Source organism: Asticcacaulis sp. (assembly GCA_024707255.1).
Lineage (GTDB): Bacteria > Pseudomonadota > Alphaproteobacteria > Caulobacterales > Caulobacteraceae > Asticcacaulis.
The window spans coordinates 1,393,888-1,408,030 of sequence record JANQAC010000002.1; the positions used below are offsets into that span (position 1 = coordinate 1,393,888).

General features: G+C 59.6%; 12 protein-coding genes and 2 pseudogenes. 5 read left to right on the forward strand and 9 right to left on the reverse strand.

What is annotated here, in order from left to right; translation table 11 throughout:
• Nucleotides 1-258: 258 nt before the first annotated feature.
• On the reverse strand, nt 259-1,212 hold the full coding sequence (locus tag NVV72_17875; protein MCR6661096.1) for a transposase: 954 nt from the start codon (nt 1,210-1,212) through the stop codon (nt 259-261).
• A 252-nt stretch (nt 1,213-1,464) separates the two neighbouring features.
• On the opposite strand from NVV72_17875, the gene NVV72_17880 reads away from it, so the two are divergent.
• A protein-coding gene (locus NVV72_17880; GenBank protein ID MCR6661097.1) for an IS5 family transposase occupies nt 1,465-2,221 on the forward strand; the annotation gives its coding sequence in 2 pieces (ribosomal slippage) (nt 1,465-1,796 and nt 1,795-2,221; 759 coding nt in all).
• 128 nt (nt 2,222-2,349) lie between these two features.
• Here the strand turns inward: NVV72_17880 and eno are convergent.
• Nucleotides 2,350-3,628 (reverse strand): annotated as a pseudogene (gene eno, locus NVV72_17885) (phosphopyruvate hydratase).
• A 93-nt stretch (nt 3,629-3,721) separates the two neighbouring features.
• Nucleotides 3,722-4,021, reverse strand: coding sequence for a hypothetical protein (locus tag NVV72_17890; protein ID MCR6661098.1), 300 nt, complete (start codon nt 4,019-4,021; stop codon nt 3,722-3,724).
• Nucleotides 4,022-4,392: 371 nt separating this feature from the next.
• On the opposite strand from NVV72_17890, the gene NVV72_17895 reads away from it, so the two are divergent.
• Complete coding sequence (locus tag NVV72_17895) at nt 4,393-5,172, forward strand: exodeoxyribonuclease III (protein MCR6661099.1); 780 nt, start codon at nt 4,393-4,395, stop codon at nt 5,170-5,172.
• Nucleotides 5,173-5,265: 93 nt separating this feature from the next.
• Here NVV72_17895 and rpmF read toward each other — a convergent pair whose 3' ends face one another.
• Nucleotides 5,266-5,448, reverse strand: coding sequence for a 50S ribosomal protein L32 (gene rpmF / locus NVV72_17900; protein ID MCR6661100.1), 183 nt, complete (start codon nt 5,446-5,448; stop codon nt 5,266-5,268).
• A gap of 150 nt (nt 5,449-5,598) precedes the next feature.
• Nucleotides 5,599-6,021, reverse strand: a complete 423-nt coding sequence (locus NVV72_17905) for a hypothetical protein (GenBank protein MCR6661101.1) — start codon at nt 6,019-6,021, stop codon at nt 5,599-5,601.
• Between the two features lie 150 nt (nt 6,022-6,171).
• Between NVV72_17905 and NVV72_17910 the strand changes: the two genes are divergently transcribed.
• Complete coding sequence (locus NVV72_17910) at nt 6,172-6,600, forward strand: EamA family transporter (GenBank protein ID MCR6661102.1); 429 nt, start codon at nt 6,172-6,174, stop codon at nt 6,598-6,600.
• A 19-nt stretch (nt 6,601-6,619) separates the two neighbouring features.
• On the opposite strand, the gene NVV72_17915 is transcribed toward NVV72_17910, so the two are convergent.
• From NVV72_17915 to tpiA, 4 genes and pseudogenes are all read right to left on the reverse strand, one after another.
• Entirely contained in the window at nt 6,620-7,003 is a 384-nt protein-coding gene (locus tag NVV72_17915) for a RidA family protein (protein ID MCR6661103.1), read from the reverse strand.
• An 88-nt stretch (nt 7,004-7,091) separates the two neighbouring features.
• Nucleotides 7,092-8,726, reverse strand: coding sequence for a CTP synthase (locus NVV72_17920; protein ID MCR6661104.1), 1,635 nt, complete (start codon nt 8,724-8,726; stop codon nt 7,092-7,094).
• 99 nt (nt 8,727-8,825) lie between these two features.
• Nucleotides 8,826-9,446, reverse strand: coding sequence for a preprotein translocase subunit SecG (gene secG, locus NVV72_17925; protein ID MCR6661105.1), 621 nt, complete (start codon nt 9,444-9,446; stop codon nt 8,826-8,828).
• A 183-nt stretch (nt 9,447-9,629) separates the two neighbouring features.
• Nucleotides 9,630-10,381 (reverse strand): annotated as a pseudogene (gene tpiA / locus NVV72_17930) (triose-phosphate isomerase).
• Between the two features lie 319 nt (nt 10,382-10,700).
• On the opposite strand from tpiA, the gene NVV72_17935 reads away from it, so the two are divergent.
• Nucleotides 10,701-12,629 carry a SurA N-terminal domain-containing protein gene (locus NVV72_17935; GenBank protein MCR6661106.1) on the forward strand — a complete coding sequence of 643 codons (1,929 nt, stop codon included), beginning with the start codon at nt 10,701-10,703 and terminating at the stop codon, nt 12,627-12,629.
• Between the two features lie 11 nt (nt 12,630-12,640).
• Nucleotides 12,641-14,143, forward strand: a complete 1,503-nt coding sequence (trpE, locus tag NVV72_17940) for an anthranilate synthase component I (GenBank protein ID MCR6661107.1) — start codon at nt 12,641-12,643, stop codon at nt 14,141-14,143.

Here is a 14,143-nt window from a genome sequence, read left to right on the forward strand (position 1 = left end):
GAGCCTTCGCGGTTAACATAGTGTTACGAAACATGTCGGGGCACACATAAGAATTTATCACTGATGCTTTTGAAAAATCAGACTTATCACGGCGTTTTTATCTTTGTTGTCAAAATGTGAGTGCCCGCATGTGCAAGTACCGATGTTGATGACAGAAAGCGCCGCCGGACGCGTATGCAGGATACGCGAAAAAGGGTTAACGAAGGCTGAGTTTTTCACCCTAGACTTACGGGCAACTGTGTTTGAGTGTGGCGCGGATCAGGTGATCTGCGCCATTTCTTTTGTGTGCCAGTTTGAGTTTTTAGCGATCATAGCGTTGAGTGCTGTGATCATCCACCTCGCAATGGCAATGAGGGGGCACTTCTTTTGTTTTCCTCTGCTTGTGAGGGCCTGATAGCGGTCTTTTACGTCGGCTTTTGATCGGCTTGCGGTTACGGCAGCGGCGAAGAGGAGGTGGCGGATGTGGCGCCTTCCGCCCCAGATGGTTCTTTTTCCCCTGAATGTTCCGCTATCCCTTGGATGAGGGGCCAGTCCGGTCAGGCTTGCGATCTGTTTTCGGTTTCTGTGTCCGAGCTCAGGCAAATCCGCGATCAGGGTTGCTGCGGTAACCGGTCCGATGCCTGGCGCACTTTGCAGGCAGACAGAGGCTTTGCGGAAGTCAGAGTTGGCCTCGATCAGTTCGCGGATTACGGCTTCAATGCTGCGGATTTGCTGATCAAGGATGCTGAGCATGTGGTCGAGGCTTTGGCATATCCAGGGATCATTGCAGAACTGATGTCTACGGGTACGTTCCTGCTTGCGCATTTCGACCATCTGCCGGCGCCTGCTGAGATACAGGCTGAGCCTAACCCGTTCGGTCGAGCGAGGTTGTGACGGTGCCGGCTTTAGGGCCTGCGCCATATGGGCCAGCATGGCTGCATCAACGCGGTCTGTCTTGGCGCGTCGGCCTGAGGCTTTAGCAAAGTCTCTGGCGTCTCTGGGGTTTACGCGGACAAAGGCACCCTGACGCCGCTCCAGTTCTGTGTGCAGGGTCTGGTCAACACGGCTTGTAGCTTCGAACACGACAAGACGTTGGGTGTCGAGGCCATCCAGCCAGGCTGTGATGGCATCAGTGTGGTTATCGATCTGAAAGTAACGCGAAGTTTGACTGTCGAAGATGTCGAGTGTCGCTTTGGAAACATCGACGCCAATGGGAAATTGGTGCAAGGTCATGGGGCCTGTCCTTGTCAATACGGGGTCGGTGGCGACCGCCCCCTGGCAACTGTTCAGGTTTGGTGTGAAGCTGCCGGGGACTGAGCCCAGAAACGATCTCTAAGGGATCGGGGTTTGGACAGTCTCCCGGCGGCGATCTTCACAATAGCATACCCACAACAGACAGGGTTTGGGGCCTGCGGGTCCGGACTCATATTTGGGATTCCTTTGAGCCTGCGGATGTGATTCACTTTCTTTGCCAGGAGGTGGATCATGTCTGATTTGTTTTGGTTTTCTGATGAGCAGTGGGCGCGGATCGAGCCTTTGCTACCCAAAGGACGTCCTGGAAAGCCGCGTGTGGACGACCGGCGGGTTTTATCCGGGATTGTTCATGCTTTGAAATCGGGTGGCCGCTGGAGTGATTGTCCGCCAGCCTATGGCCCGAAGAAGACGCTTTACAATCGCTTCGTGCGCTGGGCCGATCAGGGCGTGTGGGAGGCAATTTTCCATGCCCTGGCCGGTCAGGAAGCCTTGCCTGACCGATTGTTCCTCGACGCGACTCTGGTGCGAGCCCACCGCTCAGCCGGCGGTGCAAAAGGGGGCTTTGGCCAATGGTATCGGCCGTACCCAGATCGGACGCCAGAGCAAGATCCACGCTCTATGCGACGCATATGGCAGACCCTGGACGCTCGTCGTAACGCCTGGGAATATTCCCGATGTCGCCGTCGCTCAGCAGTGCATAGGTTCTCTGGCACCGACAGGTGAGTTGGTGGCGGACAAGGGATATGACGCCAACGCCCTGCGTGAATGGCTGGCGGAGCGTGGGACAAAGGCGGTCATCCCGCCTATGCGTCATCGCCGCATCCAGTTCGCCTATGACAAACGTGTCTACAAGCAACGTAACGTAATCGAGCGCATGTTCTGCCGCTTCAAAGATTGGAGGCGAGTGGCCATGCGGTACGACCGAAAGATTGAAACCTTCATCGCAACCATAACCATCGCAGCCATCGTCAACTGGTGGGCAAAATAATATGAGTCCGGACCCGTGGCCCCAAGACTTACCTCACTTCAATAAAAATCCCCCGCCCCGAAAAGGGCGAGGGATTTTATTGAAATCAAGACAGGTTTTGTGGGGTCACGGACCCCACTCCCCATAAATCAACAACGGATAACACCGACACCCGCATAAACCGCTTCATCATCCAGTTGCGATTCGATGCGCAGAAGCTGGTTGTACTTAGCCGTCCGGTCCGAACGGGCCAGCGAACCGGTCTTGATCTGACCGCAGTTCATGGCCACGGCCAGGTCGGCAATGGTTGAATCCTCGGTTTCGCCCGAGCGGTGCGACATGACCGAGGTGTAGCCGGCACGGTGCGCCATATCGACGGCGTCCATGGTTTCCGACAGGGTGCCGATCTGGTTGACCTTCACCAGGATCGAATTGGCCATGCCTTCGACAATGCCGGTTTCCAGGCGATCCGGATTGGTGACGAAGAGATCGTCGCCCACGAGCTGGATACGGTCGCCCAGACGGTCGGTCAGTTCTCTCCAGCCTTCGTAGTCGTCTTCCGACATGCCGTCCTCGATCGAGCAGATCGGGAACTTGTTGGCCAGGTTTTCGAGATAATCGACCATCTCAACAGGCGACAGGGTCTTGCCTTCGCCTTCCAGATGATACTTGCCGTCCTTGAAGAACTCGGTCGAGGCGACATCCAGCGCCAGCCAGAAGTCCGAACCGGCCTTGTAGCCCGCCTGTTCGCCGGCCTTCATGATGAAGGAAAGCGCTTCCTCGGCCGAGGCCAGGTTCGGGGCGAAGCCGCCCTCGTCGCCGACATTGGTGTTATGACCGGCGGCCTTCAGGCCCTTCTTCAGGCTATGGAAGATTTCCGCACCCATGCGCAGGGCTTCCGAGAACGACTCGGCGCCGGCCGGAACAATCATGAATTCCTGGATGTCGATGGGGTTGTCGGCGTGGGCGCCGCCATTGATAATGTTCATCAGCGGCACCGGCAGAACGCGGGCAGCCAGACCGCCGACATACTTGTAGAGCGGCAGGCCGGAGGATTGCGCGGCGGCGCGGGCCACGGCCAGCGACACGCCGAGGATGGCGTTGGCGCCCAGTGCGCGACTTGTTCGGCGTGCCGTCCAGATTGATCAGGGCCTGATCGAGGCGGCGCTGGTCCAGCGCCTCAAAACCGGCGATGGCCTCAAAGATTTCGCCGTTGACGGCGTCAACCGCCTTGCGGACACCCTTGCCGCCATAACGCTTGGCATCGCCATCGCGCATTTCCACCGCCTCGTGGGCGCCGGTCGAAGCGCCGGAAGGCACGGCCGCACGGCCGAACGAGCCGTCATCGAGGGTGACATCGACTTCGACCGTGGGGTTGCCACGGGAGTCGAGGATTTCGCGGGCGACGACGTCGATAATTTCGGGCATGGGGAATCCTGCTATGTGAAACGGTCTGAAAGCAGGGCTGCATTAGCAAGGCCGGGCTCCGATGACAAGCGCCGCTCATGCGCCATTGGGAAATTACGGCGCGACCCGGTAGCCATCCGATGCCGAGACCCACTGCATGACCTGGTCCTGGTCCGGCTTGGGCACGCCGTCGAGCGTCCCCTTGGCGACCAGATTGCCGCCGGAGGGGATATAGGCGGTGCAGATTTCGTGGCCCACCACGGACGCCATGCCGGAGGCAATACGTGCCAGGACCGGCTGGGCCTGATCCGCCGGCACATCCGTGCCATTGACCGTCAGGCGAGCGCCAGAGATGTTTTCCTCGCGGATTGTGCCGCAGACGGCGCCATTGCGGATCTCGACATTGGTATTCATCTCCAGAATGGCCGGCGGGCTTTTTTGAAATCAGCACGGTCGCCTTATTGGTGAAGCTACCGTCGGCATTGAGATGATAGGTCGCCATCGAAGAACAGGTCTTCGCCATCGCGTCAGGCGCATAACACTGCGCCATGCCCTTCCCCGCCGGGGCCAGCGGCCCGACATAGGCGTTTGCAGGAGAAAGGGCGGCCGCCATTAAAGCCAGGAACATGGTATTACGCCTCGTCTCGAAATAACTGAATCACGGATGGTCCGCACGCCGCAATAAGACGACCATGCGTGTTCATTTTATGACGCACACGGTAACGATCGAGCCACATTGATCCCTTACCGGGTTGGGCTGACACTACGGCTACCAGGAGATTGTCATGAAAATCGCCACCTTCAATGTCAATGGCATCAATGGCCGGCTGCCGGTCCTGTTGCAATGGCTGGCGGAACGCGAACCCGATGTCGTCTGCCTTCAGGAACTGAAGGCACCGGATGAGCGCTTTCCGGCGAAAGCCCTGGAGGATGCAGGTTATGGCGCCATCTGGCACGGTCAGAAAAGCTGGAATGGCGTGGCGATCCTGTCCCGCGACATGAAATTGGTTGAAACGCAGAGGGGCCTTCCGGGTGATCCGGACGATACACATAGCCGTTATATCGAGGCGGCCGTGAACGGCATAGTGGTTGGTTGCCTCTACCTGCCGAACGGCAATCCGGTCGATACGCCCAAGTTTCCCTACAAGCTGCGCTGGTTCGAGCGCCTGGCGCAACATGCCAATGGTTTGCTGGAAAGCGGCGCGCCCGTGGTGCTGGCGGGCGATTATAACGTCATGCCGACCGATCTGGATGTCTACAAGCCCGAACGGTGGCAGAATGACGCCCTGTTCAAACCGGAGGTTCGTCAGGCTTTTCATGCCCTGGTGGCGCAGGGCTGGACCGATGCCTTGCGCCATATGCACCCCGGCGAGCGCATCTACACCTTCTGGGACTATTTCCGCAACGCCTTCGCCCGCGATGCCGGGCTGCGGATCGACCACCTGCTCTTAAGCCCTGCCCTCGCCCCTCGCCTCGTCGGGGCCGAAGTCGACAGCTTCGTGCGCGGCTGGGAAAAGGCCAGCGACCACGCGCCGGTGTGGATCGAACTGGCGCCGGCGAAATGAAAAAACGCGGCTTCGTTTCCGGAGCCGCGTCTGATTTCTGCTTTTTATTTTGCCGCCGTCTTTTACCTGACGGCTGAAGCTAAACCCGAGGGCTTAGTCCTTCTTCGGCGTAATGACCTGACGGCCCTTGTACATGCCGGTCTTCAGGTCGACATGGTGCGGACGGCGCAGTTCGCCGGTGTCCTTGTCTTCGGTGTAGGCATTGGCGCCCAGCGCATCATGCGAACGACGCATATTGCGGCGCGAGGGCGAAACTTTACGCTTGGGAACGGCCATTTCCGTGTCTCTCTTAAGGTCAAGGGCCTGGACCGCGAAGCCATCAGGCACAAAATAAGGTTGCGACGCACAGTATGTGAGTCAGAAGGCGCGCCTTATGCCCCATGTTGGATATGGGATCAAGGGATAATCGCCCGGAAATGGCGATTTTCAGCCCAAAAGACCATTCGCGCGACTGGCTTCTGCCAGCGGATCGGTCTCCGGCCTACCCTTGCGCATCTCACTTTCAATTTGCAATCTGGCCTGATCAAGCCCTGCCTTGTCAAAGGATTTCGGCGAAACCAGCCGCCGCCCGTCCGTCAGTATGACAATCCAGCCATGATGGATGCGGCTGCCCGCGCGCTCGTGGTCATAGCTTTCTGGCGTAAGCACCCGGATGTCTTCGGCTTTTATGTGATGCGTCTTGCGCCATGAGGTCAGGCTAAGCAAACGGATGCGGATCTGGCCATCGGACACCCGCCATTCCCGATGACGGCCGATACAGGCCCACAGGATAATACCAGCCGCCAGAGGCAGGGCCACCATATTGATCAGGATAAAACCAAACGGCGGCACCTTGCCCGCCTCAATCAAGGCCCAGTCATGATAATCACTGCTGATCGCCGCCGCGGCCAAAACTATGCCTATCACAACATAGAGAAACCGTGGCAGAAATCCGAGCTGGTCTTTCAGAAGCATGATACTGCGCTAAGTCCGATCATGAAAGGAATGCACGTGAAGTCTATAACACTGTCATGGCCCTTCTGGGCAGTCCTGTCAGCGGCTTTTGCCGCATTGACCGCCATCTTTGCCAAGGCAGGCGTGGAATCCGTCAACTCCAACATGGCTACCTTGATCCGTACAGTCGTTATAGTGATCGCAGCTATCGCATTTGTCCTGATAACGCAAAGCTGGCAAAGTCCCGGCAGTATTTCGAATCGCAGTTGGCAATTCCTTATCCTGTCAGGGCTGGCAACAGGGGCGTCCTGGTTCTGTTATTTTCACGCATTAAAGCTGGGGGATGCCGCTCGCGTCGCCACGATCGACAAACTGAGCGTCGTATTCGTCTCGGTTTTTGCCGTATTGTTTCTTGGCGAGAAACTGTCATTCCCGAACTGGATCGGTGTCGGTCTTATCGCTACCGGCGCGATTCTAGTCGCCTGGCGTCTTTAAGAGAGGCAACCGCCCTCTCTTACGCTTCAATCTGGGCCGACGCCTCGATTTCGACCAGCCATTCCGGATTGATCAGGGCGCTGGTGCCGATAAAGCTGGACGCCGGGCGGATCTCGCCGAACAGTTCGCCGTGCGCGCGCGCGGCATCCTTCCACAGGTTCATATCGGTCAGGAAGATGCGCGTGCGGATGATGTCGGAAGCCTTGCCGCCGGCCGCTTCCACCGCCTTAATGATGATTTCAAGTGCGGCTTTCGTCTGCTCATAGGCGTCCGTGCCAGCTACCTTGCCGTCGCGGATCGGCGCGGTGCCGGACACTTCGATACGGTTGCCCGAACGGACCGCGCGGGAAAAGCCGATTTCAGGCTCGAACGGCGAACCGGAAGAGATCAACTGGCGGGGCATGAGAATTCCTCCTTTTAAAGGGAAACCACGAATGAACACCAATAGACACGAATATTCGTGTGCATTCGTGTCTATTCGTGGTTCAGTTTTATACCAGCCGGCTGCGTACCTTGGCGGCGGCTATAAAGCTTGAGAACAAAGGATGCGGCGCAAACGGGCGCGACTTCAGTTCCGGGTGATACTGCACGCCGATAAACCACGGATGATCCGGCCGCTCAACGATTTCCGGCAGCAGGCCATCCGGCGACATGCCGCTGAATTGCAGACCGCAAGCTTCCAGGCGCTCGATATAGTCGCGGTTGACTTCATAGCGGTGGCGATGGCGCTCGGAAACGTCCGTACCGCCATAGATTTCAGCCACTTGGCTGCCTTCCTTCAACTTCGCGTCAAAGGCGCCCAGGCGCATGGTGCCGCCCAGATTGCCGCCGGCCGCGCGCTGGGTCAGTTCGTTGCCATTCAGCCATTCGGTCATCAAACCGACCACCGGTTCGCTGGTATGACCAAACTCGGTCGATGACGCATCCTTGATACCGGCCAGGTGGCGCGCCGTTTCCAGCACCGCCATCTGCATCCCGAAACATATGCCAAAATAGGGCACATTATTCTCACGGGCAAAGCGCGCCGCCTCGATCTTGCCAAGCGCCCCGCGCTCGCCAAAACCACCCGGCACCAGGATGGCGTGGACGTTTTCCAGCCGCTCGATCACCGCATCCGGCGCGCCCTCGAAGGTTTCCGATTCGACCCAGTCGATCTTGACCCGGACATTATTGGCCATGCCGCCGTGGTAAAGCGCCTCAATCAGCGATTTGTACGCGTCCTTCAGCACCGTATACTTGCCGACGACCGCGATGGAGACTTCGCCATCGGGGTATTGATAGCGCTGGGTGATATCTTTCCACATCGCCAGGTCCGGCGCGGCAGCGTCGTCCATGCCGAAGACATTCAGCACCTCGGTATCGAGGCCCTGCTTGTGGTAATCGATCGGCACGGCATAGATGTTATCCGAGTCCATCGCCTGAATGACGGCCGTCTCGCGGACATTACAGAACAGGCCGATCTTGCGGCGCTCCTCAGGCGGAATCTCCTGTTCGCAGCGGCACAGCAGGATATCCGGCTGGATGCCAATCGAGCGCAGTTCCTTGACCGAATGCTGGGTCGGCTTGGTCTTCATCTCGCCGGCCGTCTTGACGAACGGCAGAAGCGTCAAATGAATGAAGCAGCACTGGCGGCGCGGCAGTTCCTGGCCAAGCTGGCGGATCGCTTCAAAGAACGGCAGGCCTTCGATATCGCCTACTGTGCCGCCGATTTCCACAAGGATGAAGTCGGCATCGCCCTGGTCGGACACCACGAACTGCTTGATCTGGTCGGTGACGTGCGGCACCACCTGCACCGTGGCGCCGAGATAGTCGCCGCGGCGTTCCTTTTCGATGATGTTCGAGTAGATGCGGCCGGTGGTGATGTTGTCGCTCTTGCGGGCGTTGACGCCGGTGAAGCGCTCATAGTGGCCGAGGTCGAGGTCGGTTTCGGCGCCGTCGTCGGTGACGAAGACTTCGCCGTGCTGATAGGGCGACATGGTGCCCGGATCGACGTTCAGATAGGGGTCCAGCTTGCGGAGTCGGACCTTGAAGCCCCGCGCCTGGAGCAATGCCCCCAGAGCCGCCGACGCCAGACCCTTGCCAAGCGAGGAAACCACCCCGCCAGTGATGAAAACGAAACGGGCCATATCAGTTCAGTACCATAAAATCGGAGATAACCCACGGAAGTTGCCCTCCGTGGGTCGGAAACAGGTTTTAAATACGCGGGCTTTCGCCCCCGGAATTGCCTAGTGTGAGGCCGATGAGGTCGCCGCACTGGACGGCGTGGCCGAAGACGGCGTCGTCGAGGACTTGGCGGCAGATACCGGCGCCTTGGAAGCTGCCGAAGAGGAGGACGCCCAGATGCTTTCCTTGGCCTTCTCGACCTGTTTGGCCGAAACCGAAGCCGAAGAACTGGCGGGCAGCTTGAGCGGCGCCGGCAGGACGGCCGGCTTGCTGTTCAGGACCGGTGCAGCAGGCGCCGTCGAGGTCGTGGCCGGCGCTGCGCCCGCCAGAGGCAGGTCGCTTAAGGAAGGCGCGGCCGAGGCGCTCGTCTGAGCAGCCGGGGCGGCCGGTTGTCCGGAGGTATCGACCGTCAGGCCGCTGGTATCAACCTTGTCGACCGCCGAAGTTTGGCGCGTCGAGTAGTTGCCGACAATGGTCAGGCCGATGGAATTGGCAAAGAAGATAAAGGCCAGAATCGCCGTTGCCTTGGTGAGCAGGTTGCCGGCACCGCGAGCGGACATGAAGCCGCCACCGCCACCGCCACCCATGCCGAGCGCGCCGCCTTCGGAGCGCTGGATGAGGATCAGGCCCGCCATGCTGACGCTGACGAGGATTTGGATGGTCAAAAGAATGGCAAACAGCATGTCAGGTCTTTATATTCTCGATCACGGATACGCGCCCGCCACCGGAGGTCCGGCGCGGGAAGTTGCACGCCCTTAGCATCCCTTTACGCGGATGGCTATAGGGCAAGCGGCGATAACACAGCCAAAATATGGCGGACGCGGACGATTACAAGTCCCGCCGTAAACAAACACCTGACATAAACATCAGACCGGTGCGGTGTCGGCGGCAGCTATAATGGGCATAAAGTCTTCAACTGTCAGTGACGCGCCGCCGACCAGAGCGCCACCGACCCCCTCCAGAGCCAGCACCTGCCCCGCGTTGGACGCCTTGACCGAGCCGCCGTAAAGCAGGTGCGGTGCAACGTGCGCGCCAAAACGCTGGTCAAGATACCGGCGGATCAGGGCAAACGCCTCCAGTATCTGCGCGTCCGAGGCAATCAGACCGGTGCCTATGGCCCAGACCGGCTCATAGGAGACCTGGAAAGGCCGGTCCGCCAGTTCATCCGGCAGGCTGTCGGCCAGTTGCCGCGACAGAACCGGTATGGTCAGTCCGCCCTGGCGCTGGTCAAGCGTTTCGCCGATGCAGATGATCGGCTCCAGTCCGGCGCGCAGCGCCGCCTGGACCTTGCGCGCCACCAGGGCGCAGGGCTCCAGATGGCCGTGCCGACGCTCGGAATGGCCAAGAATGACCATGGAGGCGCCGGCGTCCTTCAGCATGGCGGCGGAAATATCGCCGGTATAGGCGCCGGAATCGGCGTGGTGGCAATCCTGGCCGCCCAATATGATATCTGTTCCCTTCAGGACATCGGCCATGAGCGGCAACAAGGTGGCGGGGGAAAGAGGGCCACGCGCGCCGAGTGGCTTCGGCTTTGCGCGGCGATCGCTTCGGCAACGGCAAGCGAGGCTTTAACCCCGTTCATTTTCCAGTTGCCCGCGATAAGATGTCGATGTGGCATTAACTCGTCTTATGTTGGTTTGTTTTTCTGGTCACCACCCGAAAAGCCCCGTCACCGCTTCTGGTGAGCGATTGTCCGGCGTCAGGTGCGTGACGTGCGTAAAACATAGACTGCCAGTCGCCTGCAAGCCAAGCGAAACTTCAAGCCTAAACTTCAAGGCAGGGCATCCCGGTGCGTTGACAAGAAAATCCTTGAAACGAATAAATTCCCTTTGTAACAGCCTTATTCGTGCCGTAAGACACAGCCACATATGGCGGCCCTGGGGCTGACTGCGACTTGCGAGCCCTGTTCCGGCCTCGTCTACAGGATAGATATAGCGATGATCACCCTCTTCCGAGAATTCACCAAGTCATGGGTTTTTAAAGGCTTGATGGTCCTGCTGGTCGCCTCGTTCGCCATTTTCGGCCTGCGGGATGTGTTCGGCAAGATGGGTGGCGACAAGGTCATTGAGGCCGGTGACCGTTCCGTCTCGGCCAATGAATTCAAGTCGAAGTTCGAACAGTACAAACAAGGCTATTCCGAACAGAATCAGGGGCAAACCCTCAGCAACGACGAATTCGTCGAAAGCGGACAGCATCTCCAGATGCTGAACGAACTGGCTGACCAGACGGCCTTCGCCGCGTGGCTTGATTCGATCGGCGTGAAGCCCTCCGCCAAGATGATCGTCGCTGAAATCGCCAAGATCCCCGCTTTCTTCAACAACGTGACCGGTCGCTTCGACAAGGACACTTACCGGATGATGCTGGCCCGCAACCAGATGACCGAAAAGCAGCTCGAAGACGAGATCGCCGACCAGATCGCCAGCCAGCAGTATTTCACCGCCGCCGTCGCCGGCTTCAAGGCGCCGCGTATCTACGCCGCCTCGCAGGCCGCCATGACCCTGCAAAACCGCGATGCCAGCATCTTCGTCGTCAATGAAAAGAACATTACGATGCCGGCGCCGCCAACCGATGCCGATATCGCCGCCTTCTACAAATCGCGCCTTGAACAATTGCAGATGCCGGAACTTCGTCAGGCGTCGGTCGTGCGTTTCGATCCGAACGACTACCTGAAATCGATCACCATCGATGAAGCCGCCGTGCGCAAGATGTACGATGACCGCCTGAAGACCCTGGTGACGCCGGAAACGCGTTCCTTCGTGCAGGTCACCACGCAGTCGGCCAGCGATGCCAATGCCATTTCAGCCGCCCTCAAGGCCGGCCAGACGCCGGAACAAGCCGCCAAGGCCCACAAGGGCCAGGTCATCACCTATGACCAGAAACCCCAGACCGCCGTGCCCGACGCGAAGATTGCCGCCGCCGCCTTCGGCCTGAAAACCGGTGAGGTGTCCGGCGCTATCCAAGGCGAACTGGGTTATGCGGTCATCAAGATGGGCGACATCAAGACGGGTGCCACGCCCTCCTATGAAAGCGTCCATGCCCAACTGGCCCAGGACTATGTCAAGGAACAGGCCGCCAACCGCGTCAACAAGGACTCGAATACCTTCTCCGACGCTATCCGCGCCGGCAAGGACTTCAACGCTACGGCCAAAGACCTGGGCCTGACTGTCGTCAAGCTCGAACCGATGACCGCGCAGGGCCAAACCAACAATCCGCAGGTCAACTACTCGAAATTCGCCGCCCTGGTGAAGGCCATCTACGACCTGCCGTCGGCCGGTTCGGCCTCCGATGTCGAGGAACTCGGCGAAGGCCAATATTTCGCCGTCCGTCTCGACGCCGTGAAGCCCGCCGGCGCCCCGCCGCTCGAACAGATCAAGGGTGAACTGGCGCAGTACTGGATGGCTGAAAAGGTCGCCGGCCTGGTCCAGGCCAAGGCCGACGAAGCCCTGGCCCGCCTGAAAAAGGGCGAATCCTTCACCGCCGTCGCCGCCAGCCTCAATGCGCCGATCAAGCCGCTCAATGGCCTGAACCGCGCCATGGTCCAGCAGTCCGGCCTGCCTCAGGCTCTCGCCGGTCGCATCTTCGGCGGCGAAGCGAACGAGAATTTCTCCGTGCCGCTCAACCAGGTGAATATCGCCGTCGGTCATATCGACGCCATCCACCAGGCCGATGCTCAGCAAGCCAATACGATGTCGACCGCCATCCGCGGCCAGATGACGCAAAGCATCCAGCGCGATATCGCCCTGACCACGCGAAATGATGCCCGCAATGTCGTCAAGACGCAGCTCTATCCCAATACCGCCGTCGTGGCGCTCGGCGTCACCCCGCCGGACCCCAAGACGATCAAGACCGAAAAGAAACTGAAGTGATCGGAGAGGCCGTGACTTTTGCCGCCAGCGAAGGCGCCTTTACCAAAGCTTATGAGGCCGGCAAGCCTTATATCGTTTGCCGCAAGCTGATCGACGACCTGGAAACGCCGGTTTCCGCCTATCTCAAGCTGTCGCGCAGCCGCCCCTACTCCTTCCTGTTTGAATCCGTCGAGGGCGGCGCGCTGTCAGGCCGCTACTCGATCATCACCTTGTCGCCCGATCTCGTCTGGCGCTGTTTCGGTGAAAAGGCCGAACTGGCCACCGGCGCCGATATCGCCAGGGCCAATTACACGCCGGAAGAAAAGCCGACTCTGGATAGTTTGCGCGCCCTCGTTGCCGCCAACCGCATGGACATCCCCGAAGGTCTGCCACCGATGGTCTCCGGCCTGTTCGGCGTCTTCGGCTATGACATGATTCGCCTGATGGAACCGCTCGGCGCTGCCAATCCGGACCCGCTCAACCTGCCGGACGCCTGCCTGGTGCGCCCGTCGGTCATCTGCGTGTTCGATAATGTGGCGCATGAAATCCTGCTGGCCAGCCCGGTCTGGCCGGATGAGCGCCAGGCCCAGGACGCCTATAGCGCGGCCCTCGGCCGGCTCGATTCGGTCGAGGCCGATCTGCGCGTGCCGCTGGCCGCCCAGCCAACGGCCACGGACCATCGCCAGGAACCGCTGATGTCACCGACCTCGGCGCTCGATTACGGCCGCATGGTCGAGGCTTCAAAGGAATATATTGCCGCCGGCGACATCTTCCAGGTCGTGCCCAGCCACCGTTTCGAGGCGCCGTTCCATCTCGATCCGTTCTCGTTCTATCGTTCCCTACGCCGCCACAACCCCTCGCCCTATCTCTATTATCTCAATTTCGGTGACTTCCAGTTGGCCGGCTCCTCGCCGGAAATCCTGGTGCGTGTACGCGACGGCAAGCTGACCATCCGCCCGATCGCCGGCACCCGTCCGCGCGGCAAGACGCCGGAACAGGACAAGGCACTGGAACTGGAATTGCTGGCCGATCCGAAGGAACTTTCCGAACACCTGATGCTGCTCGATCTCGGCCGCAACGATGTCGGCCGCATCGCCAAGCCGGCCAGCGTGCGCGTCACTGAAAAGTTCGTTATCGAGCGCTACAGCCACGTCATGCACATCGTCTCCAATGTCGAAGGCGATGCGCCGGATGATATCGATGCCGTGGATGCACTCCTGGCCGCCCTCCCCGCCGGCACGCTCTCCGGCGCGCCCAAGGTCCGCGCCATGGAGATCATCGATGAACTGGAATCGGTCAAACGCGGTGTCGTCTATGGCGGCGGCGTCGGCTATATCTCAAGCGGCGGCAGCGTCGATATCTGCATCGTCCTGCGCACGGCGCTCTTCAAGGACCGTATGATGTACGTCCAGGCTGGCGCCGGCGTGGTGGCCGACAGCGTGCCCCAGACCGAGTATGAGGAAACCTGCCACAAGGCCGGCGCGCTAATCAAGGCCGCCCAGGACGCCTGGCGCTACAATTACCAACAGAACTAA

Coding starts and splice junctions, on each gene's coding strand:
- NVV72_17875 (MCR6661096.1), bottom strand. CDS start 1,212: ATGACCTTGCACCAATTTCCCATTGGCGTCGATGTTTCCAAAGCGACA.
- NVV72_17890 (MCR6661098.1), bottom strand. CDS start 4,021: ATGAATACCAATGTCGAGATCCGCAATGGCGCCGTCTGCGGCACAATC.
- NVV72_17895 (MCR6661099.1), top strand. CDS start 4,393: ATGAAAATCGCCACCTTCAATGTCAATGGCATCAATGGCCGGCTGCCG.
- rpmF (MCR6661100.1), bottom strand. CDS start 5,448: ATGGCCGTTCCCAAGCGTAAAGTTTCGCCCTCGCGCCGCAATATGCGT.
- NVV72_17915 (MCR6661103.1), bottom strand. CDS start 7,003: ATGCCCCGCCAGTTGATCTCTTCCGGTTCGCCGTTCGAGCCTGAAATC.
- NVV72_17920 (MCR6661104.1), bottom strand. CDS start 8,726: ATGGCCCGTTTCGTTTTCATCACTGGCGGGGTGGTTTCCTCGCTTGGC.
- secG (MCR6661105.1), bottom strand. CDS start 9,446: ATGCTGTTTGCCATTCTTTTGACCATCCAAATCCTCGTCAGCGTCAGC.
- NVV72_17935 (MCR6661106.1), top strand. CDS start 10,701: ATGATCACCCTCTTCCGAGAATTCACCAAGTCATGGGTTTTTAAAGGC.